This window comes from Methylobacterium sp. P1-11 (assembly GCF_008329595.1).
In the GTDB taxonomy this organism is placed as follows: domain Bacteria; phylum Pseudomonadota; class Alphaproteobacteria; order Rhizobiales; family Beijerinckiaceae; genus Methylobacterium.
In genome coordinates this window covers 207,621-230,129 of sequence record NZ_NPKS01000007.1, presented here as the reverse complement: position 1 = coordinate 230,129, position 22,509 = coordinate 207,621, and the positions used below count along the sequence as shown (strand labels likewise).

Annotated in this window: 16 protein-coding genes and 1 pseudogene; 8 read left to right on the top strand and 9 right to left on the bottom strand. The window is 69.9% G+C overall.

Going from position 1 to position 22,509, the window contains the following annotated elements; translation table 11 throughout:
* Nucleotides 1-321 (top strand): annotated as a pseudogene (locus tag CIW48_RS10005) (sugar transporter); the annotation flags it as partial.
* Nucleotides 322-765: 444 nt separating this feature from the next.
* On the opposite strand, the gene CIW48_RS10000 reads toward CIW48_RS10005, so the two are convergent.
* The 3 genes from CIW48_RS10000 to CIW48_RS09990 form a co-directional block, all read right to left on the bottom strand.
* Nucleotides 766-2,133 (bottom strand): aminotransferase class I/II-fold pyridoxal phosphate-dependent enzyme, encoded by a 1,368-nt coding sequence (locus tag CIW48_RS10000; RefSeq protein WP_149310655.1) that lies wholly within the window; start codon nt 2,131-2,133, stop codon nt 766-768.
* Nucleotides 2,130-9,572 (bottom strand): type I polyketide synthase, encoded by a 7,443-nt coding sequence (locus CIW48_RS09995; protein WP_173009233.1) that lies wholly within the window; start codon nt 9,570-9,572, stop codon nt 2,130-2,132. Before CIW48_RS09995 ends, CIW48_RS10000 begins: the two co-directional genes overlap by 4 nt.
* Before the next feature lie 368 nt (nt 9,573-9,940).
* Complete coding sequence (locus CIW48_RS09990) at nt 9,941-11,284, bottom strand: UDP-glucose/GDP-mannose dehydrogenase family protein (protein WP_149310653.1); 1,344 nt, start codon at nt 11,282-11,284, stop codon at nt 9,941-9,943.
* A 289-nt stretch (nt 11,285-11,573) separates the two neighbouring features.
* On the opposite strand from CIW48_RS09990, the gene argB reads away from it, so the two are divergent.
* The 3 genes from argB to rplS all read left to right on the top strand — a co-directional run bounded on the left by argB (nt 11,574) and on the right by rplS (nt 13,980).
* Complete coding sequence (gene argB, locus CIW48_RS09985; protein ID WP_149310652.1) at nt 11,574-12,467, top strand: acetylglutamate kinase; 894 nt, start codon at nt 11,574-11,576, stop codon at nt 12,465-12,467.
* Nucleotides 12,468-12,638: 171 nt separating this feature from the next.
* The gene (locus CIW48_RS09980) at nt 12,639-13,388 is read left to right on the top strand and encodes a pyrimidine 5'-nucleotidase (protein WP_149310664.1); all 750 of its coding nucleotides are present in this window, start codon (nt 12,639-12,641) and stop codon (nt 13,386-13,388) included.
* A gap of 190 nt (nt 13,389-13,578) precedes the next feature.
* On the top strand, nt 13,579-13,980 hold the full coding sequence (gene rplS / locus CIW48_RS09975) for a 50S ribosomal protein L19 (protein ID WP_091786191.1): 402 nt from the start codon (nt 13,579-13,581) through the stop codon (nt 13,978-13,980).
* 127 nt (nt 13,981-14,107) lie between these two features.
* On the opposite strand, the gene CIW48_RS09970 is transcribed toward rplS, so the two are convergent.
* The 3 genes from CIW48_RS09970 to CIW48_RS09960 all read right to left on the bottom strand — a co-directional run bounded on the left by CIW48_RS09970 (nt 14,108) and on the right by CIW48_RS09960 (nt 17,785).
* The gene (locus CIW48_RS09970) at nt 14,108-15,679 is read right to left on the bottom strand and encodes a methyl-accepting chemotaxis protein (protein ID WP_246695182.1); all 1,572 of its coding nucleotides are present in this window, start codon (nt 15,677-15,679) and stop codon (nt 14,108-14,110) included.
* Between the two features lie 514 nt (nt 15,680-16,193).
* A complete protein-coding gene (locus CIW48_RS09965; protein WP_149310650.1) occupies nt 16,194-16,577 on the bottom strand; it encodes a RidA family protein in 384 nt (127 codons plus the stop codon).
* Nucleotides 16,574-17,785 carry a lytic murein transglycosylase gene (locus CIW48_RS09960; protein ID WP_149310649.1) on the bottom strand — a complete coding sequence of 404 codons (1,212 nt, stop codon included), beginning with the start codon at nt 17,783-17,785 and terminating at the stop codon, nt 16,574-16,576. The genes CIW48_RS09965 and CIW48_RS09960 overlap by 4 nt, the downstream gene beginning before the upstream one ends.
* A 171-nt stretch (nt 17,786-17,956) precedes the next feature.
* On the opposite strand from CIW48_RS09960, the gene CIW48_RS09955 reads away from it, so the two are divergent.
* Nucleotides 17,957-18,298 carry a carboxymuconolactone decarboxylase family protein gene (locus tag CIW48_RS09955; RefSeq protein WP_149310648.1) on the top strand — a complete coding sequence of 114 codons (342 nt, stop codon included), beginning with the start codon at nt 17,957-17,959 and terminating at the stop codon, nt 18,296-18,298.
* A 55-nt stretch (nt 18,299-18,353) separates the two neighbouring features.
* Here CIW48_RS09955 and CIW48_RS09950 read toward each other — a convergent pair whose 3' ends face one another.
* Complete coding sequence (locus CIW48_RS09950; RefSeq protein WP_149310647.1) at nt 18,354-19,007, bottom strand: TetR family transcriptional regulator; 654 nt, start codon at nt 19,005-19,007, stop codon at nt 18,354-18,356.
* A gap of 94 nt (nt 19,008-19,101) precedes the next feature.
* Here CIW48_RS09950 and CIW48_RS09945 point away from each other — a divergent pair, with 94 nt between their 5' ends.
* Nucleotides 19,102-19,773 (top strand): O-methyltransferase, encoded by a 672-nt coding sequence (locus CIW48_RS09945; RefSeq protein WP_149310646.1) that lies wholly within the window; start codon nt 19,102-19,104, stop codon nt 19,771-19,773.
* Between the two features lie 66 nt (nt 19,774-19,839).
* Here CIW48_RS09945 and leuD read toward each other — a convergent pair whose 3' ends face one another.
* Both leuD and CIW48_RS09935 read right to left on the bottom strand, forming a co-directional pair.
* The gene (gene leuD, locus CIW48_RS09940) at nt 19,840-20,442 is read right to left on the bottom strand and encodes a 3-isopropylmalate dehydratase small subunit (protein ID WP_149310645.1); all 603 of its coding nucleotides are present in this window, start codon (nt 20,440-20,442) and stop codon (nt 19,840-19,842) included.
* 70 nt (nt 20,443-20,512) lie between these two features.
* The gene (locus tag CIW48_RS09935) at nt 20,513-21,244 is read right to left on the bottom strand and encodes a HisA/HisF-related TIM barrel protein (RefSeq protein ID WP_149310644.1); all 732 of its coding nucleotides are present in this window, start codon (nt 21,242-21,244) and stop codon (nt 20,513-20,515) included.
* Nucleotides 21,245-21,253: 9 nt separating this feature from the next.
* Between CIW48_RS09935 and CIW48_RS09930 the strand changes: the two genes are divergently transcribed.
* Nucleotides 21,254-22,303, top strand: a complete 1,050-nt coding sequence (locus CIW48_RS09930; protein WP_149310643.1) for a hydantoinase/oxoprolinase family protein — start codon at nt 21,254-21,256, stop codon at nt 22,301-22,303.
* Nucleotides 22,300-22,500 carry a hypothetical protein gene (locus CIW48_RS09925; protein WP_091786227.1) on the top strand — a complete coding sequence of 67 codons (201 nt, stop codon included), beginning with the start codon at nt 22,300-22,302 and terminating at the stop codon, nt 22,498-22,500. The genes CIW48_RS09930 and CIW48_RS09925 overlap by 4 nt, the downstream gene beginning before the upstream one ends.
* The last annotated feature ends 9 nt before the right edge of the window (nt 22,501-22,509 follow it).

Below are 22,509 nucleotides of genomic sequence, written 5' to 3'. Positions count from 1 at the left end.
CTGGCCAAGGCGCGCGGCCTGTCCGACTTCGCCGCCGATCCGGCCGGAACCTTCATCTTCCGGTTCGAGCCGGCCAGCGTGGTGCGGCGCCTCAGCCCCGGCTCGAGGCTTCTGGGCACGCCGCTGGTGCCGGTGGTCTACCGGATCAACATGCGCGACCCGAACAGCCTGTTCGTGTCCCAGGCGTTCCGGATGCGCAACCGCGACCTGATCTACGTGTCGAACGCGCCGTTCACCGAGGTCCAGAAGGCGCTCACGGTGTTCAGCGGTGTTACCGGCCCGGTTGCCTCCGCGGCCACCGCTTACGGCTACGCCAAGTAGCCGTAGGCCGCTTCCAGGCCGGCAATCACGGCGATTCCGGCTCCCATGACGGGCTGGCCGCGACGCCTCGGGCGCCGCGCACGCCGGCCGAGAACCGGTCTTGCCGGGGTCACGCGGCGGAGCCCAGGCTTTTTTTGCGTCCCGATGCGCCAAAGGCTTCGACCGCGACCCCTCAGGAGCTCGGGCCCGCCTCCGCTCTGTCTTTGCGAGCAAAGCGAAACCATCCGGTGAGCGGCAGGTCTCTTGACTGCACGCCTCCCTGGGTCACTTCGATTGCCACGTCATGACCCAATGCGCTGGGTCGACTGACGCTTTCCCTCGGGCGCGGTATCGAACCTGCGGATGCCCCTGTCCCGAACGCGAAGCCGGGCGCGGATATCATCCGCGCCCGGCTTCGCTTCGTCATTCCGCATCACGGCTCCGGGGCCCGCGGCCCCGGCGGAGTCACACCCGCTTGGCGAGCAGCTGCTCGATCAGCGAGCCGCCCTTGTCGATGGCCGCCAGCTCCTCGGCCACCGCGTTCACGGTGTCACGGATCTGGTCGGGGGTGTGCTCGGAGGTCAGGAAGAAGCGCAGGCGCGAAGCCCGCTCCGGCACGGCCGGGTGGATGATCGGCTGGACGTTGATGCCCCGGCGGAACAGCCGGTCCGACAGCGTCACGGCCTTCAGGGAGTCGCCGACGATGATCGGCACCACGGCGAGGCCGAGGCTGAAGCCGGTATCGAGGCCGAGCTTCTTGGCGGTCGCCAGGAACAGCGTGCCGTTCTGGCGCAGACGCTCGACCCGCTCCGGCTCGGCATGCATCACGGCCAGCGCCGCCTCGGCGGCGGCGGCCAGCGGCGGCGACATGCCGACGCTGTACACGAAACCGCCGGCCGTGTGCTTGAGGTACTCGATCAGCGCGATCGGGCCGCAGATATAGCCGCCGCAGGTCGACAGCGTCTTCGACAGCGTGCCCATCCAGATGTCGACCTCCTTGGGGTCGACACCGCAATGCTCGAACAGGCCCGCGCCAGTCCGGCCGGTAACGCCGAGGCCGTGCGCCTCGTCAACCATCAGCCACGCGTCATAGCGCTTCTTGAGAGCCACGAGACCGGCAAGGTCCGGCGCATCGCCGTCCATGCTGTAGAGGCCCTCGACCACGATCAGCGCCCGGCGATGCTCGTGGCGGGTCGACTGGAGCAAGGTCTCCAGGGCGTCGAGGTCGTTATGCGCGAAGGAGCGCCGCTGGGCGCCCGACAGCTGCGCCCCGGTGACGATGCTGTTGTGGGACAGAGCGTCGTGGAAGATCACGTCGCCGGCTTCCAGCAGGGCACCGATCGTCGTGACGTTGGTGGCGTGCCCGCTCACCATCACGATGCAGCCCTCGGAATGGTAGTGCTTGGCCAGAGCCTGCTCGAGGCTGATATGCCCCGGCCGTTCGCCAGCGACCACGCGGCTCGCCGACGCGGAGGTGCCGTAGGCGTCGATCGCCTCGCGGGCCGCGTTGCTCACCCGCGGGTGACCGTTCAGCCCGAGATAGTCGTAGGACGAGAAGTTCGTGAAGCTCTTCTGGTCGATCCGCGTGGTTGCGCCGGCCTTGGCGTCGTGGACGCGGAAGAACGGGTTGCCGAGGCCGATCAGCTCGGCCGCCTGACGCTGCAGCTTCAGCTCGCGGTAGCCCGGCAGGTTCTCGAAGTTCTGAGCCGCCGACTTGCCGGCCGGGGAGGCGGCCTTGACAGGGGCCGGGCGCGGCGTCGCGCGCCCGAGCCGGTTGGTCACGAAGCCGGCGAGCGCCGCGCGCCCGCCGTCCGGCCGTGCCGTATCGGTCATGAGTTGGTCTCTTTGATCTCGCTGGACGTCTGTTCGATGAGTTCCCGGAGCGGCGCGATCATCTGCGCATCGACCTCACCGCCGACATGCTTCGAGACGAGGCTCATCGCGACGCCGGCCGTCTCGTCCATGGGCGCGGAAACCGCCTGAATTAAGGACTCCGACAGCTCATTGACGGTCATGCCCGAGGACAGGCCCGCGGGCGGCGCATCGAGGGCGAAGCGCTCCTGCAGGCTGGCGCCGAGCTCGACGCCCATCAGCGAGTCGAGGCCGATCTCCGAGAGCTGGCGCACGCGGCTGATATCGTCCTTCGGCAGGCGCAGGATGCGGGCGATGTCCTCGACGATCGCGTCCGACACCGTCTTGCGGGCCACATCGAGGTCGCCCCCCTTGAGGAGCGCCGCGATGTTGATCGCCTGGACGCCACCCGCCTCGGCCTGCTGGTCCGACCCGAGTCCGGCGTAGCTCGGCGAGCGCATGGTGGCGAGACGCTCGCGCGCCTTGCCCCAATGCATCGCCGCGATGGCGATGACGGCCTCGTCCGGCGACGCGCCCTGGCTTCCCAGCGCCTCCGCCATCAGGTCGAGGCAGCGGCGGGCCTCCATCGGCGTGACGCCGACGCGGCCGGCGAGGCCTTCCATGACCGCCTTGTTCCGGGCGAGCATGCCAACGTCGCCGATGGCGCCCCAGGCCACCGCCAGAGCGGGCAGGCCGCGGCGACGGCGCTGGCGCGCGAGGCCTTCCATGAAGCCGTTGGCGGCCACGTAGGAGCCCTGGCCCGGGTTGCCGATGAAGGTCGTCGCCGAGGAGAACAGGACGAAGTAGTCCAGGCTCCGGTCGCGGGTCGCCGCGTCCAGGTGCTGGGCACCGATCACCTTCGGGCCGATCACCGCGTCGAGCGCCGCGGCGTCGATGTTGGAGATCAGGCCGTCCTGGAGCACGGCCGCCGCGTGGAGCACGCCCGCGAGCTTCTTGCCGCCCTGCTCGATCCCGGCGATGAGCCGGTCGACCGAGGCGCGGCTGGTGATGTCGACGGCCTTGGCCTCGACGGTCACGCCCCGCGCGGTGAGCTCCGCCACGATCGCCTTGGCCTCGTCGGTGGCCGCGCCCTTGCGGCCGGCGAGCACGAGGTGCTTGGCACCCCGGTCGATCAGCCAGCGCGCCGCCTCCAGGCCGAAGCCGCCGAGGCCGCCGGTCAGCAGATGGACGCCCTCGGCCGAAACCGTGAACGGCCGGGCCGTGTCCTTCATGATCGTGCCGGCCTTGGGCGGGCTGATCACGATCTTCCCGATGTGACCCGACTGCTGCATCAGCCGGAACGCGTCCGAAGTTTCGGCCGCCGTGAAGGGCTGGTACGGCAGGGGCTTCAAGCCGCCGTCGTTGAACAGGGCCATGACCTCGCGGAACATCCGCGCGCCGTCGTCGCCCTGGTGCTGGATCACCTGATCGAGGTCGACGCCGAAGTAGCTGAGGTTCCGCCGGAACGGGCGCAGGCCGATATGGGTGTTGGCGACGTAGTCGCGCTTGCCCAGCTCGATGAAGCGACCGAAGGGCCGCAAGGCGTTGAGCGAGCGTTCCATCGCTTCGCCGAACAGGCTGTTCAGCACGATGTCGACGCCGTCACCGGTGATCGCCCGAACCTCGTCCACGAAGGCGAGGGAGCGGGAATCGAGCACATGCTCGGCACCAAGCGCCTTCACCAGAGCCCGCTTCTCGCGGGAGCCGGCGGTGGCGATGACCCGCGCACCCTTCAGCTTGGCGATCTGAAGAGCCGCGAGGCCGACGCCGCCCGCGCCGCCATGGACCAGCACCCACTCGCCGCGCCGCATGCGGGCGCAGGAGACAAGGCCGTAATAGGCGGTGAGGAAGGCCACCGGCACGGTGGCGGCCGCCATCGGGTCGAGGCCCTGCGGCATCGGCGCGACGACGAGGTCGGGCACCACGATGTGCGTGGCGAAGCCCGACTGGGCGAAGGCGACGACCGGATCGCCGACCTTGAAGCCCTTCACGCCCGGGCCAACGGCCGTAACGCGGCCGGCGCATTCAAGGCCGAGGCGGGGGCCGGCGAAGCCGTCCTCCAGGATCTCCTCGGGGAGCATCGAGAGCGCCCAGAGCACGTCGCGGAAGTTGAGGCCGGTAGCCTCGACCGCGATCTCCATCTCGCCCTTGCCGGGGGTGCGGCGCTCGGCCGGACCCCAGACCATCTCGCTCAAGCCGCCGGTGTTGCTGCGCTCGAGCCGCGCGGCCTCGGCCGGGACCGCGTCCGCCGGATCCCGGTGCTGCGGCCGACCGGCATGGAAGCGCACGACCTGGGTCCGCTCGTCGTCCAGCACGATCTCGGTCTCCGGGGTGCCGGAGAGGATGAGGTCGCGCAGACGCTCGGAGGCGCGCTTCGACGACATCTCGGGAGAGAGGTCGATGCGGCGGACGTCGAGGTTCGGGGCCTCGTTGGCGAGCGTGCGGGAGAAGGCCCACACGCCGGCCTCGATGTTGGTGGTCTGGCCGCCGCGGTCGCGGGTGGCGCCGGGCGCCACGACCCACAGCTTGGTCTGGCGGGCGCCGAGATGCTCGGTGCAGCGCTTCAGGCTGAGGCAGCGGTCGCGCAGCCGCTCGGCCGCCTCGCCGCCGCGGGTGAAGGCGCCGGCCAGGAACACCACCGTGTCGGGGGTCTCCTTCTCCAGCTCCATCAGGGAGGTCTCGGAGTCGAGGATGATCGAGACGTGCACGCCGCCCGCGACCAGCAGGGTCGCCAGGGACGAGGCGGTCTCGGCCGCGAACTCGTCGTCGGAGCCGATGATGAAGGCGAAGCTCTGCGCCGGGGCCGGGCCCGGACGCACCGGGGCCTCGGCCGTCAGCAGCAAATCGTCGCCGTTGGCGGAGGCCGCCCGTTCGACCTCGACCTTGACGAGGCCATGGGCGCTCAGGATGCGCTGCCAGCCCTCGATATCCTCGAGCCGGCCCACGGGCATGCCGCCCGCGGCCTCCTCGAACCAGCCGGCCGTGAGGCCGAATACGAGGTCGCGGAACAGGGAGGCGCCCGGCTCCACGGCCACCAGCAGGCCGCCGGTCGCGAGCACCCCGGCGAGCTGGCCCGGAAGGGCGCGGTCGCCGCGATGCAGGCTGCCCGACGCGAGGATCAGGTCGAAGCTGCCGGGAGCGAGCTCCTCCGCGGTCTCGACCACGGCGGCGGCGCGGCCGAGCGACAGGCGGGCACGCTCGGCGAGACGGCGATCGGTCTCGAAGACGGTGAGCCGAGCCTCGGCGGCGGCCGCGAAGGTGGCAGTCTGGGCCGAGAGCGGGCCGAAACCGACTTGGAGAACCCGCAGCGCGCGCTCCTTCGGAAGCTGGGCGCGGCTCCGCTCGATCAGCCCCGCGACCACGTCGGCGCCGTGGCGCGCGGTGGCGGAACGCAGCACGAAGGCGTCGATCGCCCCCTGCGGCAGGGCCGGCGCGTCGGTCAGTTTGCCGGCGAGCAGGCGGTCGACCAAGGCGCCGACATCGGCGATCAGCACGAGTTCGGCCGAGAGGTCCGGGTGGTCGCCGGCGATCCAGCGCATGATCTCGTCGGGCGCCGGCAGCGCGGAGCCGTCGCCCAGCGTCCAGTTCTGGCCGGCGCGCTCGGCGAGGCCGCTACTCTCCAAGGCGTAGAGGGCGTTCAGCAGCCAGGGGCGCAGGGCCTCGGGCACGCGGCCGTCGGTCACCGAGACGGTCTCGCCCTGCGCCAGCCCAGAGGCGAGGCGGTAGGCGAGGGAGGTCGCCCAGCCCTCCAGCAGGAGGTGACCCGGCGACAGGGCGGCGTCGGACGGTCCCTTCGCCTCGGCGGCCAGCGGACGCAGCCGCGCGGCCACGCTCGGGCGGCGCTCCATCGGGATTGCGGTCGGCTCGGTAGCGAGTTCCGGCACCTGCGAGATCGCGAAGGCCGAGAGGTCGCCACCGCTCTTGGCGCGCAGGGCCTGGAACCGGCCCTCGCGGATCGTGGCGATCACCGCGCCCTCGGCGTCGAGGAGCGTGAAGTCCGCCAGGATCGAGCGCTCGTTGCAGCGGCGGGTGCGGATGATCGAACGGGCGATCACCGCGCCGGGGCGCAGCAGCCGGACCTCGCCGAAGCGCACCGGGATGTAGGCCTTGCCGCCGTTCTCGCCGAGAAGGTCGGCGAAGAGCAGGATCAGCCCGTGGAAGCAGGCATCGAGCCGGTTCGGCACCAGGCCGTAGCGGGTGTCGGGCTCGGCCGGAGCCAAGTCGGAGACGATGGTGACGTCGTCCAGCCGGGCGCTCATCGCCACTTGCCGGAAGCTCGGACCGAAGGCGAGACCGGAGGCGAGGGCCTTGGCGTAGAGCGCGTCGCCGGTGAGCACGTGATCGCCGGCCGTGTCGAAGCTGAACCCGTCGAGGTCGGGCATCTTCGGGGCCGAGAAGGTACCCTCGACGATCTTGGCCTGGGCATGGAGCTGCCAGGGGGTCTGCGTCAGGCGCGGACGGCTCAGCACCTGGATGCCGTTGCCGGAGCCCGACAGCCGCACCGCGACCTCGCGCAGGGCGTCCTCCGTGAACACCATCGGCGCCACGATCTCGAAATCGGCGAGCACGACCTCGTCGTCGCGCAGGGCTTCGCGGACGCAGGCCAGCGCCATCTCGACGAAGCCAGCGCCGGGCATGATCACCTGGCCGTCGACCTTGTGATCCTCCAGCTCGGGCACGGTGACCGGATCGACGAAACCGTTCCACTCCAGCCCGTCGAAGGTCGTGCGCGAGCCGATCAACGGGTGGTAGGGGCGGGGGCTCATTGCGCCGACGCCCTCGGTGGTGTCGGCCAGCCGGAACGGGCGACGCTGCCACGGATAGGTCGGCAGGCGCACCTCGCCCTTCGGCGCGTCACCGAACAGCAGGGTCTCGTCGACCTGCGCGCCCTGCACGAGGGCGGCACTGACCGCCTTGGCGATCGGGTCGCCGCCGGAAGCCTTGCGGTGCATCACCCCGACCGTGGCGGTCTCGATGCCAAGCGGCTCGACCGCGTCGCCGACATGCGACATCAGGGTCGCGCGCGGGCCGACCTCGACGAAGACGCGGGCGCCGCGGCGGGTGGCGTCCTGCACGGCCTCGCAGAAGCGCACCGGCTCGCGGATGTTGCGCCACCAGTAGGAGGCGCCGAAATGGCTGCCGTCCAGCACCGAGCCGGTGACGGTGGAGACCATCGCGGTGGCGCCGGCTTTGGCCTTGAGCCCGGCGAGGTCGCGCAGCAGCGGCTTCTCGGTCGGGTCCATCAGCCTGCCGTGGAAGGCGTAGGCGAGATCGAGCTTGCGCCCGCGGCGGCGCTTGCGCGACAGGGCCTTCAGGGCGGCGTCGATATCGGCGACGGGGCCCGCGACCGTGACGGCCTTCGGGCTGTTGTAGGCGGCGATGTCGAGGGTCGGATAATCCTTGAGGAAGGCCTCGACCTCCTCGGACGGCATCAGCAGCACCGCCATGGTGCCCTGGCCGTGCGTCGTCTCCTGATGGTGGCTGCGGTAGTAGATGACCCGGACCGCATCCTCCAGGCTGAGGATGCCGGCAGCCTCGGCGGCCGCGATCTCGCCGACGCTGTGGCCGAGGACGTAGGATGGGATCAGGCCCTTCGCCTTGAGCGCGGCCGTGGACGCGCTCTCGATGGCGAAGATCAGCGGCTGCGAGACGCTGGTGAGAACGAGGCGCTCATCTAGGTCGTCGGCGTAGAGGGCGTCCTTCAGCGACCAATCCGAATAGCCCTGGAACAGGGTGTCGATCCGGTCGAAGGCGGCGCGGAAGGCAGGGTTCTCCTCATAGGCCTCACGGCCCATGCCGGCCCACTGGCTGCCGTTGCCGGAATAGACGAAGGCCACCTCGGCGACCCGGTCGACCGCGGTACCGGTGAAGGCATCCTGCGTGTCCTCGCCCTCGCCGACGGCGCGCAGGGCGGCGACCACATCGGCCTTGCCGTCCAGCGCGACCGCGAGGCGGGCCGGCATGCGCTCGCGGCGATGCGCGACCGCCGCCGCCATGGTGGCGGCCTGTTCGGGCGCGGCCTCGAGGCGCTCAGCGTAGTCGAGGGCGAGTTCGTTCAGCGCCGCCCGGCTCTGGGCCGAGAGCAGAAGCACCTGAGCCTGGGGCTCCGGCGCCGCTGCGGAAGGCTTCGCCCAGGCGGGCGCGTCGGTGATGACGACATGGGCGTTGGTGCCGCCGAAGCCGAAGGAGTTCACGCCCGCGAAGCGCTCGCGCGAACCGCGGCTGATCGGCATGGCCTCCCGGACGACGTGCAGGTTGAGTTCGCCGAAGGGAATCTCGGGATTCAGTTCGGCCGCGTGCAGCGACGGCGGCACGAGGTCGTGCTCCAGCGCCAGCGTCGCCTTCATCAGGCCGGCGAGGCCCGAGACCGGCTCGGTGTGGCCGATATTGGTCTTGATCGAGCCGATCGGCAGCGGCGCCTGCCGGCCGCGGCCGAGCTTCGAGCCGATGGCCGAGGCCTCGATCGGGTCGCCGACCGGCGTGCCGGTGCCGTGCGCCTCCATGAAGGCGAGGTCGTCGAGCCGGATCTCGGCCTCGCGATAGACCTTCTCCAGCAGGGCGCCCTGGGCGTAGCCGGAGGGGAGCGAAATGCCGGTGGTGCGCCCGTCGGAGTTGATCCCCGAGGCGGCCACCACGGCGCGCACGGTGGCGCCGTTGCGCCGCGCGGCCTCGGCCGATTGCAGCACGAACACCACGCCGCCCTCCGAGCGCACGTAGCCGTCGGCGTTCTTGGAGAACGCTTGGCACAGCCCGGTGCGCGAGAGCATCTGCGCGGTGGAGAAGCAGATGAAGTTGAACGGGCTCGCCAGCACGTTGACGCCGGCGACGACGGCGGTATCCACGCGGCCCGACCGGATCGCCTGCACGGCGTTGTCGAAGGCGACAAGCGAGGACGAGCAGGCCGTGTCGACCGTGAAGCTCGGGCCCTTCAGGTCGAAGATGTAGGAGATGCGGTTCGAGATGATCGAGAGCGTGTTGCCGGTGGCGGCGTAGGCATCGCCGGATGGCGCGTCGAGGATGCGCAGGTTGCCGTAATCGAGCGAGGAGGCGCCAACGAAGACGCCGATATTGCTGCCGGCCACGTTCGAGGGGCGCAGGCCTGCATCCTCAAGGGCTTCCCAGGTCAGCTCCAGCAGCATCCGCTGCTGCGGATCCATCTGCTCGGCCTCGCGCGGCGAGATGCCGAACACCGCCGGGTCGAAAGACCACACGTCGTCGATGACACCGGCGGCCCAGGTGTAGCTCTTGCCGCGCTCATGGGCGCGCGGATGCGCGAACCGCTCCAGGGAGAAGCGGTCTGCCGGAACCTTGCTGACGGCGCAGCGTCCTTCGGACAGGAGTTGCCACAGCCCGTCGACGCTGGGGGCCCCGGGCAGTCGGCATGCGCGTCCGACGATCGCAATGTCTGTACGTTGTGTCACGTTCGGTTCGCACACGCTCGTTATCGGAAGTCGGCTCGGCTCTCGACGAGTGAGTACCCTCTCACCCCTTACTGTGGCACCATTGCGGTGTCCAACCAGCCCCAACGCTAGGTCATCCCTACGCGGCGAAATTGCCGGAGGCTGTGACATGTATTCATCAGAAGCTTATCCAATTCCTGCGGTCAAAACGCCAAGATTGAACCGCTGGACCGGCTGTCGAGACGCGAACTCGATCACGAGAAAGCCACAGTTGCGTCTCGGCGGAGGCGGCCCGTCTAGCGGCATCGCGGATGATTCCGGAAGAAATCTTCGTGGTCCGGCGCAGATCCCACACAGAAATTCGGTCCCCGCGGCCGTCACGGTGTGGATCAAGACCCGTTCCGTGCGACGCTCTCTGCGGTTCGTCCGATCCCGCAATAGGTGAAACCGTGGCGCGCCGCGCTCGCGGGGTCGTAGATGTTGCGCAGGTCGATCAGCACCGGGGCCGATCCGCCGGACGACATGGCCTGACGCAGCCGGTCGAGGTCCAGCGCCCGGAAGGCGTTCCACTCGGTGACGATCACCAGGGCGTCGGCGCCTTCCGCGCAGGCATAGGCGTTCTCGGCGTAATCCACAGCCGGCATCAGAATTCGCGCCTGCTCCATCCCTTCGGGATCGTAGGCGCGGACCGTCGCGCCGGCATCCTGCAGGCCGGCCGCGATCGCCAGGGAGGGCGCGTCGCGCATGTCGTCGGTGTTGGGCTTGAAGGTCAGGCCGAGCAGCGCCACCGTCCGGCCCCGCACCGAGCCGCCGCAGGCCTTGATCACCTTGCGGGCCATGGCGCGCTTGCGCTGGTCGTTGACCGCCACGACCGTCTCGACGAGCCGCAGCGGCGTGCCAGCATCCTGGGCGGTCTTGACCAGCGCCAGGGTGTCCTTGGGAAAGCACGAGCCGCCATAGCCCGGGCCGGCATGCAGGAACTTCGACCCGATCCGGTTGTCCAGACCGATCCCCCGCGCCACCGCCTGCACATCCGCGCCGACTGCCTCGCACAGGTCCGCGATCTCGTTGATGAAGGTGATCTTCGCCGCCAGAAACGCGTTCGCCGCGTATTTGGTCAGCTCGGCGGTGCGCCGCGACGTGACCATGATCGGCGCCTGGTTCAGGTAGAGCGGCCGGTAGACCTCGCGCATCACCGCCTCCGCCCGGGCCTCCTCGGTCCCGACGACGATGCGGTCGGGCCGCTTGAAATCGGCGATGGCCGCGCCCTCGCGCAGGAATTCGGGATTTGAGGCAACCGCGAACTCGGCCTCGGGGTTGGCCTCGCGGATGATGCGCTCGACCTCGTCGCCGGTGCCCACCGGCACGGTCGACTTGGTCACCACGACGGTGAAGCCCGACAGCGCCCCGGCGATCTCCCGGGCGGCCGCGTAGACGAAGCTCAGGTCGGCGAAGCCGTCGCCGCGGCGGGACGGCGTACCCACCGCGATGAACACCGCGTCCGCCTCGGCCACGGCCTCCTGCATGCTCGCGCGGAAGGCGAGCCGGCCCTGGCGCACGTTCTCGGCCACCAGCACCTCGAGACCCGGCTCGTAGATCGGCATCCGACCGGCGTTCAGGCTGGCGATCTTGTCGGGCTCACGGTCGATGCAGACGACGCTGTGGCCGAAATCGGCGAGGCACGCTCCGGAGACCAGGCCGACATATCCGGCCCCAATCATCGCAATCCGCATCGGGCCCTCCCGGCAGCTCGCCCAGGGGCTTGCTGCGATGCAACATGATCCCGGCTGTCCGAGGATGCAAGCCGGGTCAGCCTGGATCTGCTCCAGTCTGTCATGGGAATGCAACACCCGCGAAGGATGACCGGCGTTTGACAGCAAGCGCCGAGCCGCGCTGCTGCCCGTCTGCGAACGCGCGGGGCGGCTTCGCAGCGCGAGCGGCTTCCTGTAGAAGCGCCACCGCCCGACGGGGAGGCACAAATCCGCCCCGAGGACCCGACCCACGGATCGGCGAAGGACCGCGATGACCGAATTGCCCAACGTGCATGTGCGTGCCGAGGTCCTGGCCCAGGCGCTGCCTCACATGCAGCGCTATGACCAGGAGATCGTCGTCATCAAGTATGGCGGCCACGCCATGGGCGACCGGGCCGCGGCCGAGGACTTCGCCGAGGACATCGTCCTCTTGGAGCAGTCCGGGTTGAAGCCGATCGTCGTGCACGGCGGCGGGCCGCAGATCGGCAAGATGCTCGACCGGCTCGGCATCCAGTCCGAGTTCCGCGGCGGCCTGCGCGTCACCGATGAGGCCACCGTCGAGGTGGTCGAGATGGTCCTGGCGGGCCTGATCAACAAGCAGATCGTGGGCTGGATCTCTGCCGAGGGCGGCCGGGCCGTCGGCCTGTGCGGCAAGGACGGCAACATGGTCCGCGCCAAGCGAGCGATGAAGACTGTCTTCGACCCCGAGAGCCACGTGGAGCAGACCGTGGATCTGGGCCTCGTCGGCGAGCCGGATCACGTCGAGCGCGGCGTCCTCGACGCGGTGCTGAAGGCCGAGCTGATCCCCGTCCTCGCCCCCGTGGCCTACGGGGCGGACGGCCAGACCTACAACGTCAATGCCGACACATTCGCGGGAGCGATCGCCGGGGCGCTCCGCGCCAAGCGCCTGCTGCTGCTCACCGACGTGCCGGGCGTGCTCGACAAGGACAAGAAACTGATCCCCGAACTCACCGTGGAGGATTGCCGGCGTCTGATCGCCGACGGCACCATCACGGGCGGGATGATCCCCAAGATCGAAACCTGCATGTACGCGATCGAGCGCGGCGTCGAGGCGGTCGTCATCCTCGACGGCAAGGTCAACCACGCGGTGCTCCTCGAGCTGTTTACCGATTACGGCGCGGGCACGTTGATCCGGCGCGGCTGAGCGCCCGTCCGCCGGGCGAGCCGGCGGCATCCATCGGCGACCGGGACGGCAACTTCCGCCCCGCTCGCGCATTGTCGTGCTCCCGTCCAGGCCGGCGCAAGCCAGCCTTGCGAGCTTGACCTTTCAGGTCCAGACTCAGCCCTAGGGGACCACGACGACAAAGGGATGCCGGTGCATCACCCCGACAAGGCTCAGTTTACCACCGCCGCGTCCCGCGGGTTCGCCGACGTCGACACCTGGGTGTTCGACCTCGACAACACGCTCTATCCGAGCGACGCGCAGGTCTGGCCGAAGGTGGACGAGCGTATCACCCTCTACGTGATGCAGCTCTACGGACTCGACGGGATCTCCGCCCGGGCTCTGCAGAAATACTTCTATCACCGTTACGGCACGACGCTGTCGGCGCTGATGCAAGAGGAGCAGGTCGATCCGCACGACTTCCTCGATTTCGCACACGACATTGACCATTCGTCGATCAAGCTCGACAAGGATCTGGGCGACGCGATCGAGCGGCTTCCGGGCCGCAAGCTGATCCTGACCAACGGCTCGCGCCGCCACGCTGAGAACGTCGCCGCCAAGCTCGGCATCCTCGACCATTTCGAGGACGTGTTCGACATCGCGGCCGCCGACTTCGTGCCGAAGCCCGAGCGCTCGACCTACGAGCGGTTCCTGCTGGCCCACGGGGTGGAGCCGACCCGCGCCGTGCTGTTCGAGGACATCGCCCGCAATCTCGCGGTGCCGCACGACCTCGGCATGGCGACCGTGCTGGTGGTGCCCAAGATCACCGATCCCTACCGCGAGGCCTTCGAGCAGGAGGCGGTGCGCGAGCCGCATATCGACCACATCACGGACGATCTCGCGGCCTTCCTGTCCGCCTGCGTTCTGCCCGAGGCGGGGTGCGGGTCCGAGGAGCGCCGCTGACGCGAAGCCCACCGCTCATGGCAGACCCCGGAACATCCGCGGATACGGGCCGCGCCGCGTTGGATTTGCAACCCAATCGACAAGCCGGCGGCGATCCTGTAGAGAGCCGGCCAACTCACAACAGGATCGCCGAAATCCTGGCGCCGATCGCCCATGAGGGGCGGGACGGCGCGACGGCCGGAGCTATGCCATGAACATCATCGAGCAGCTGGAGCGCGAGGAAGTCGCGCGCCTCGCCAAGACCATCCCGGATTTCGAGCCGGGCGATACACTCATCGTCAACGTCCGCGTGAAGGAAGGCGAGCGCACCCGCGTCCAGGCCTACGAGGGCGTCTGCATCGCCCGCTCGGGCGGCGGCCTCAACGAGAGCTTCACGGTCCGCAAGATCTCCTACGGCGAGGGCGTGGAGCGCGTCTTCCCGGTACATTCGCCGATGATCGATTCGATCAAGGTGGCCCGCCGCGGCAAGGTGCGCCGCGCCAAGCTGTATTACCTGCGCGACCGCCGCGGGAAGTCGGCCCGCATCGTCGAGCGCACCGACCGCTACAAGACCAAGGACACCCCGGCCGCGGCGCCCGCTGCCGCCGAGTGATCCGTCCGGATCGCCCCGCAGGCCGGAGCGACCACGCAGTTTCAGACCGGTCCGGCTCAGCCGGGCCGGTTTTTTCTTGGCCATCCACCGCCGCGCTCAGGCCTTCGCGGCGGCCGCCATCATCTGCTCAGGCGGCCCGGATCCCGTCGAGGAACCGATGGATCTCGGCGGAGAGCTGCTCGGACGTACGCGACATCTCGGCCGCGGCGCCCAGAACGCGCTCGGCCGCCCCGCCCGTCTCCTCGGCGCAGTGCGACACGTCGGCGATGCTGCCGGTGACCGCCTCGGCACCCGAAGCGGCCCGCGCGACGCTGCGCACGATCTCCTCGGTGGTCGCGCCCTGCTGCTCGATCGCGGCCGCGACGGTGGCGGCAAGCGTGCTGACCTCTCCCATGGTGTGACCGATCCCCTGGATCGCTTCCACGGCCTGCCGGGTCGAAGCCTGGACCGCACCGATCCGGGCTGCGATCTTATCGGTGGCGGTTGCGGTCTGCTCGGCCAGCGCCCTGACCTCGGCGGCCACGACGGCGAAGCCCCGGCCCGCCTCACCGGCCCGGGCCGCCTCGATCGTGGCGTTGAGGGCCAGAAGGTTGGTCTGACGGGCGATGTCGGCGATCATGCTGGCGACGGCACCGATCTGCTCGGCTCCGTCCGCGAGGTCGCCCACGAGGGCGTCCGTGCGTTGCGCCTCGGCCGCCGCCTGCGCGGTCTTGGCCGAGGATTGCGCCATCCGTCCGGAAATCTCCTGGATGGTGAGCGACATCTCCTCGGTGGCGACAGCGACGCTCTGCACACTCCCGGTGGTCTCCTGTGAGCCCCCCGCGACACGCGCGGCCCGCATCTGCGTGCGCGCCGCCGTCCGCGCCATCGCCTCGGCAGTCGCCTGCATCTCGGTGGCGGCCGCCGAGACGCCCGTCATCAGGGCCCCGGCCTGGGCCTCGAACGCCCGGGTCAGGTCGTCGAGGATCTGCGCCTGTCGGGCCTTGGCCGCCGCATCCCGCGCAGCCACCCGGTCCATCTCAGCCTTGGCAATCAGCCCCTGGCGGAAGACCTCAACGGTTCGAGCCATCTGACCGATCTCGTCCGTCCGCTCGAGACCCGGTATCGGGCCCGCACCATCTCCGTTGGCGAGGGCCTGCATCCGGCGGCCGAGACGGCCGAGGGGACGCGTGATGCTCCGCCCGATCAGGACCGAGCCCGCGACTCCGAGGCCGCCCGCCCCGAGGAGCAGCCCGATTGCCGCCAAAGCGAGGGAGAAGAAGGCCGCCTTGATGTCGTCGGTATAGGTCCCCGCCGCAATCATGATGTTCCAGGGCGCGAACCTGACGGCGCGCGTCGTCTTCGTGTACAATCCCTCGAGCCCCGGCCGGGGATATTGATATGTCGTGATGGCCGTATCGGAGGTCTTCAGCAGATCGATCAGTGTCCCGGCCACGCGAACACCGTTGACCCGGGTCTCCATCTGATTGCTGCCGACAAGCCTGCGGTCGGGAACCGCCAGGACCGTTCCGTCCATCGCGTAGATGGCGACGTAGTTGGTCCCCTCGTCGAAGCGCATGGCCATGGCCGTCTCGGCAAGCTCCGCCAGGGCGGCATCCCGCGTCAGGGCGCCGCTCGCCACCCGAGTCTCGAGGTTCTGCGCGCAAGTGATGAACAGCTCCGTGATCGCGCGCAGGGACCGCATTCGTTCGGACAGCATTTCTTGGTAATACAATCGCAATCCAGCAGCTCCGACGAGCGCGACAATCAGTGCGGTGAGTGAAATTTGCGCCATGATACGGCGCGATATGCTCTTATTCCAAAATTTAATGCCCATAATACATTCCCGAAGACCGCCAACGTTAGCGATGCGGGGACGAGATCTGATAAATCCGAACGGTCTTGTCAACATAATGACATGATCTCGACCGAGACCTACAAGTTGAATTCACCAGATCTACAGAAAAATCACCGATGCGACGCTCTTCGAAGGCGCGCCAGGAGCAATGGCGGGCTAGCATCTCGGGAAACAAAACTTGAGATCATGCGGTCGACGATCACCCGCAGCGCACGAGCGGATCGGCATGATCGGCCGCGGCGTCCGGCGCAGGCTCGGCCGTGACTTGGATCCGGTGGGGACGTTCGACCCGGTGAACCAAAGGGGAGGCCAGCTCGGCGGAATACCAGTCAGGGTATCCGCTTTCATCGCCAGCGCTCGCGGGTTCGGGGCGCCGCTACCCGATCCGCGCCGTAACCTCGATCTCGACGCGCATCTCGGGGCGCAGAAGGCCCGCTACGACCACGATCGTGGCGGCCGGCCGTATATCGGCCAGTACCCGCCCGCAGACCGCCAGCACGGCCTCGGCATCATCCCGGTCGGTAACGTAGTAGGTGGCGCGCAGGACGCCGCCGAGGCCGGTTCCGGCCTCGGCGAGCACCGACCGGATCGTGCGCCAGCAAGCCTCGGCCTGCGCGGCGGCTCCCTCCGGCATCGTCATCGTGGCGTAGTCGTAGCCGGTTGTCCCGGACAGGTAGACGGTGTTCCCGTCGACCACTGCCCGGGAGTAGCCGTAATCGCGCTCGAACGGCGAGCCCGACGTGATCAGCCGCCGGCTCATCCGCCGCGCAGCGCCTCCAGCACCTTGCCGCCGGGACGGCCGGTCGGCGTCATCCCAAGCCGGCGTTCCACGTCCTTGATGGCATCGCGGGTCTTCTGGCCGACCTTACCATCCGGCTCGCCGACATCGTAGCCGCGGGCGGCCAGCCGGGTCTGGAGGTCGCGGCGCTCGGCCCGGGACAGGGGCGGGTCGTCGGTCGGCCAGGCGGCCTGGACGCCGGCCTTGCCGCGCAACCGGTCGGACAGGACCGCGATGGCGAGGCCGTAAGATTCGGCGGCGTTGTACGAGTAGATCGCGTCGAAGTTCCGGGTGACCAGGAAGGCCGGGCCGTCGATGCCGGCGGGCGCGATGATCCCGGCCGGGCCCTCGCCCGAGAGCGGACGCCCGTCCACGCGGGTCACACCCAGCGAGGCCCAGTGGGCGACGGGCTTCTTGTTCTTGCGGCCGGCAGCGGCGACGCTGAAGCTGCGCGGCAGCTTCACCTCGTAGCCCCAGACCTGGCCGTTCTGCCATTTGGCGACGTGCAGGAAGTTGGCGGTGGAGCCGACGGCGTCGGCCACGGAATCGACCACGTCACGCCGGCCGTCGCCGTCGCCGTCGACCGCGAGCCGGTGATAGGTGGTCGGCATGAACTGGGTCTGGCCGAAGGCGCCCGCCCAGGAGCCGGTCAGGCGCTCCGGCGCGATGTCGCCGCGCTCGATGATCCGGAGCGTGGCGATCAGCTCGCCGCGGAAGAAGTCGCGGCGGCGGTTGTTCGAGCAGGCCAGCGTCGCCAGGGACTGCACCAGCGGCATCTTGCCGAGATTCTTGCCGAAATTCGATTCGACCCCCCAGACCGCCGCGATCGTGTAGCGGTCGACACCGTAGCGCGACTCGGCCTGGGCGAGCGCCGCCGCGTTCTGGCGCATGGCCGCGCGCCCGTCCTCGACCCGCTCGTCGTCGACCAGCGCCGCCATGTAGTCCCAGATCGGCGTCTTGAACTCCGGCTGCGCCTGGGACAGCTCGATCACCTTGTCGTCGTAGCTGATGCCGCTCGTGGCGGATCGGAAGGTCTGCGCCGAGACGCCCGCGGCCGCCGCCTGGGACTGGATGCCGGCGAGGCAGCTGTCGAAATCGGCCAGCGCCGGCAGGCTCGCCAAGGGCAGGACCGCGATGCCGGCGAGCAGCCCGAGCGCGCGCGTCCTCGGTCCCGTCGGGTGCTTCGGCATGCTGACGATCCTCACGATGGGGAACGGAGTCTGGGCCCGGATTCAGGCGACATGTGGGTTAACGAACGATGAGGAAAGCCGCCGCGCCTTGACCCATTTGCCTACCAATCGATAGGTTGATCCGGAGCCGGCCCACCAGCGGCCGGCCCGTGGAGTCGGGAGACGGGACGCATGATGAAGGATTGGAATCAGTACGGCGCCGAACTCGTCAGCACGCTCGGGCGTATCGGTGCTGTGAGCCCGGACCTCCTCAAGGCCCATGACCAGCTCGCCGCGGCGGCCCCAACCGAGCGCAAGCTGGACGCCAAGACCCGCGAGCTGATCGCCCTCGCGGTCGCGGTCACGACGCGGTGCGACGGCTGCATCGCCGTGCATTCCCACGCCGCCCGCAAGGCCGGCGCGAGCAAGGAGGAGGTCGTGGAGGCGCTGGGCGTCGCGGTGGCGCTGAACGCCGGCGCCGCCCTGGTCTACACCGCCCGCGCCTTCGAGGCGTTCACCGGCGAGTCCGGCTGAACCGGCCGACCCGGGGCCGCGCCCCGGAACCTCCAGCGGGGCCGGGGGCTTGTCATCAGGACGGCGCGTCAGCCCGGTCTCCGCCTCCCAGGCGGTCCAGATAGGCGCAGAGCATGTCGGCCAGGGCGCCCGCGAGGACCTCCACAGCCGCTTCCGTCCGGACCGCCTCCGAGATGCGCTCGCCGACCTCGCCGAGCGTCATCGCGATGATCTCGCCCGCGACCTGCAGCTCCGCCTCGGGAACCGCCGGAAGCGCCGCGCGGAGAAAATCGCGGAACGCCTGCGTGCCGATCAGCTGCGGCTCCGCGGCCTCGGGCGCGTCGCGGTAGGCCGGGGCGGCTTCGTCGAGGGCCCGGCGCATCGCGGCCTCGGCGCATTCCGAGCGCACGAAAGCGTGGACGGCGCGGCGCAGACGCTCGCCGGGCGCCGTCTCGGGATCCGTCAGGATCCCGGCCAGCAGGGCGGTCGTGTCCCGCCACTCGTCGCTCTGCAACTGGAACAGGACCGCCGCCTTGTTGGGAAAGTACTGGTAGAGCGAGCCGATGCTGACGCCGGCGCGCTCGGCGACTCGCGCCGTCGTGAAGCGCTCCGCGCCGACCTCCGCCAGAACCTGAGTGGCCGCCTCCAGAATAGCCGCGACAAGGTCGCTGGAGCGGGCCTGTCGGGGCTGCTTTCGCCTGGAAATCCCGAGACTTGGCCGATCAGGCATGGGGTGGTGCTCGGAACGCGAATAGGCGCGGGCAGGGGGCGCCGGTATTCTGCGTCGTGTTCAGTTGAACACGCAAGACGGAAAGCAACACGCCATGTCACTCTCAGCTTCTAAACTCACCGAACCGCGCATCGCGTCGCTGTTGGACAGTCTCTTCGTGCAGGCGGAGGCATCCTCACCCTTGAGCACCATCGGCGATCTTTCGGCCGAAGAGCGGACGCGCCTCATGGGCAGCCGCACCGGCTACCGAGACTTCTACAGCCGGCTCAAGGACATGCCGCTCGCGGTCTCGCGAGAGACCGGCCGGCTGCTCTACATGCTCGCCCGGAGCTGCCGAGCGCGGACGATCGTCGAGTTCGGCACCTCCTTCGGCCTCTCGACCCTGCACCTCGCCGCGGCCCTGCGCGACAACGGCGGCGGCCGGCTCATCACCTGCGAGTTCGAGCCGTCCAAGGTGGTGCGAGCGCGGGCGAACCTGATGGCGGCCGGGCTGGCGGATCTCGTCGAGTTCCGCGAGGGCGACGCCCTGCAGACCCTCGGCCTCGACCTGCCCGACTCGGTCGACCTGCTGCTCCTTGACGGAGCGAAGGGTCTTTATCCGGACGTTCTGAGCCTCGTGGAGAGCCGCCTCAGACCGGGTGCCCTGGTGGTCGCCGACAACGCGGAATACAGCCCGGATTATCTGGCCCGGGTGCGCGCGCCGAGCCGTGGCTACCTGTCGGTGCCGTTCGCCGAGGATGTCGAGCTGTCGATGCGGCTCGGATGAGGCAGGGCCCGGTATCCAGGCCGGACCGGCGGTCGCCTCAGCGCGACGCGACCGCCGTCGAGATGCTCAGGCCCATTCCCGCTGGGCGAGCTTCTGCTCGTAAGCGTCGATGGACGCAGCGCGCGCCAGCGTCAGGCCGATCTCGTCGAGCCCGTTCAGCAGGTTGTGCTTGCGGCCCTCGTCGATGTCGAAATGCAGGGTGCCGCCGTCCGGCCCTCGGATGGTCTGCGCGGCCAGATCGACCGACAGGGTGGCGTTCGCGCCGCGCTCGGCGTCCTCGAACAGCTTCTCCAGATCCTCGGGCGACACGACGATCGCCAGGATGCCGTTCTTGGCGCAGTTGTTGAAGAAGATGTCGGCGAAGCTCGTGGAGATCACGCAGCGGATGCCGAAATCGGCCAGCGCCCAGGGCGCGTGCTCCCGGGACGAGCCGCAGCCGAAATTATCGCCGCAGACCAGGATCTTGGTGTTCCGGTAGGCGGGCTTGTTGAGGATGAAGTCAGGGTTCTCGGAGCCGTCCTCGCGGTAGCGCATCTCGGCGAACAGGCTCTTGCCCAGCCCGGTGCGCCGGATCGTCTTCAGGTACTTCGCCGGGATGATCCGGTCGGTATCGACGTTGATCGTCCGCAAGGGCGCCGCAACGCCCTCCAGGGTCGTGAACTTTTCCATCGTCTGGCAGCTCGTCTCGGTGGTCTCGCTGGGGCAGCGGTTTAGCAGCCGCCGGCCCGGGCCGGAAGCATCACGCGAGGTCGGGCGCCGTCGCCCGGGACAGGGCGCCGTCGTGGAGGGCCGAGGCGACCAGCGCTCCGGCGATCCCGGCCGCCCGGAGCGCCCGCAGGTCGTCCGGGCCGCGCACGCCGCCCGCCGCGTAGAGGCGGCGATCCGGCGCCCGCGCGCGCAGGGCCCCCAGGGCCGCGAGGTCCGGGCCGGCCCCGGCCCCGACTTGCGTCAGCGTCATGGCGATCACCTCCGGGGGCCAGAGCGCGGGATCGTCGTGGAGCGCCGCCGGGCCGAGCCGCTCCGCGCCGCGCGTGTCGAGGGAGAACACCGCCCGGTCGCCGAGCCGCGTCACGAGGCCGGCATCCGCCTGGCTCTCGCTGCCGATCACTGGTCGCCCGAGTCCGGCCGCCAGGAACGCCGCGATGCCCGCCGGGTCGGCGAAGCCGGCATCGACCCACAGGGCGATCCCCGGGCAGGCGCGGGCGATCGCCTCCAGGGCGCGGAGATCAGGCGCGGCGCGATCGATGATCGCGTCGAGATCGGCGACGTAGAGGATCGCGGCGGGCCACGCCTCGACCAGCCCGCGGGCCACAGCATCGGGTGCGGAGCCCTTTGCCAAGGGCGTCTCGATCGGGGCATAGGAGGAGCGCTCGCCCCGGCGCGCCCGCACCACGCGGCCGCCCCGGAGATCGAGCACCGGGATCACCGCGAAGCCGGGGCGCCCGATCCTGTGGTCCATCGAGGCGCTCATCGCGATCCCATGCGCTCATCAAACCCAATGACGATCGGGTGGGACCTCGGCGGGGTCCACGTCAAGGTCGCCCTGGTGGAGGACGGCCGGGTCGTGGCCGCCGCCCAGGTGCCGTGCCCGCTCTGGCAGGGCCTGCCGGCCCTCGACCGGGCGCTGGAGGCTGCCCCCGACTGGGCCCGCGGCGCGGCGCTCCACGCCGTGACCATGACGGGCGAGCTGACCGACTGCTTCGCCGACCGGCGCGACGGCGTCGCAGCGCTCGGCGGGTGGGCCGGGTCTCACCTCGCCGGGACTGTGCGGATCTACGCCGGCCGCTCCGGCTTCGTCGCCCCGGAGGCGGCCGCGTCCCACGCGGCGGACGTAGCCTCGGCCAACTGGCACGCCACCGCGGCGGTCGCCGGCCGGCGCGTCCGAGACGCGCTCCTGATCGATATCGGCTCGACCACCGCCGACCTGATTCCCATCGTAGGTGGGCGGCCGGCCGCGACCGGCTACAGCGACGCCGAGCGGCTGGAGACCGGCGAACTCGTCTATACCGGTGCGGTGCGCACGCCGGTGATCGCGCTCTCCGACCACGCCCCCTTCGCGGGTCGCCGGACCCGGCTGATGACCGAGACCTTCGCCCATATGGCGGACGTCTACCGCATCCTCGGCCTGCTCCCCGAAGGCGCCGACCAGCAGCCGAGCGGCGACCGCAAGGGCAAGACGGTCGTCGAGAGCGAGACCCGGCTCGCCCGGATCGTCGGACGGGACCGAACGGAGGCGACCGCCTCCGCCTGGGCGGCCCTGGCAGCCCACTTCGCCGAGGCGCAGCTGCGCCTGCTGCACGACGCTGCGGCGGACCTCCTGAGCCGGCCCGATCTCGGCGCGGACGCGCCCCTCGTCCTGTGCGGCGCCGGCGCCTTCGTGGGCGCCCGCCTCGCCGAGCGTCTCGGCCGGCCCTCGACGCCGCTGGTGGCGCTGCTGGCGGACCGGATCGGCGGCGCCGGCGACGGGATCTCGACCTGTGGGCCGGCGGTGGCGGTCGGCCTCATCGCCGCGGAGGAGGCAGTCGCATGAGTGCAATCAAGATCCTGGCCCGGATCCTGACCGCCCGGGTCGGGCCGCATATCGAGCTGGCCGTGGAGACGGAGACCGGGGAGGTGCTGAAGGTGCTCGCCACCGAGGATCAGGTCGACCGGCTGGTCGACGAGCTGGAGGACATCCTCAACTCGCCCGCCGATCCGGAGGATGACGGGCCGCCCGAGGCAGCCTGACAGCGCCTG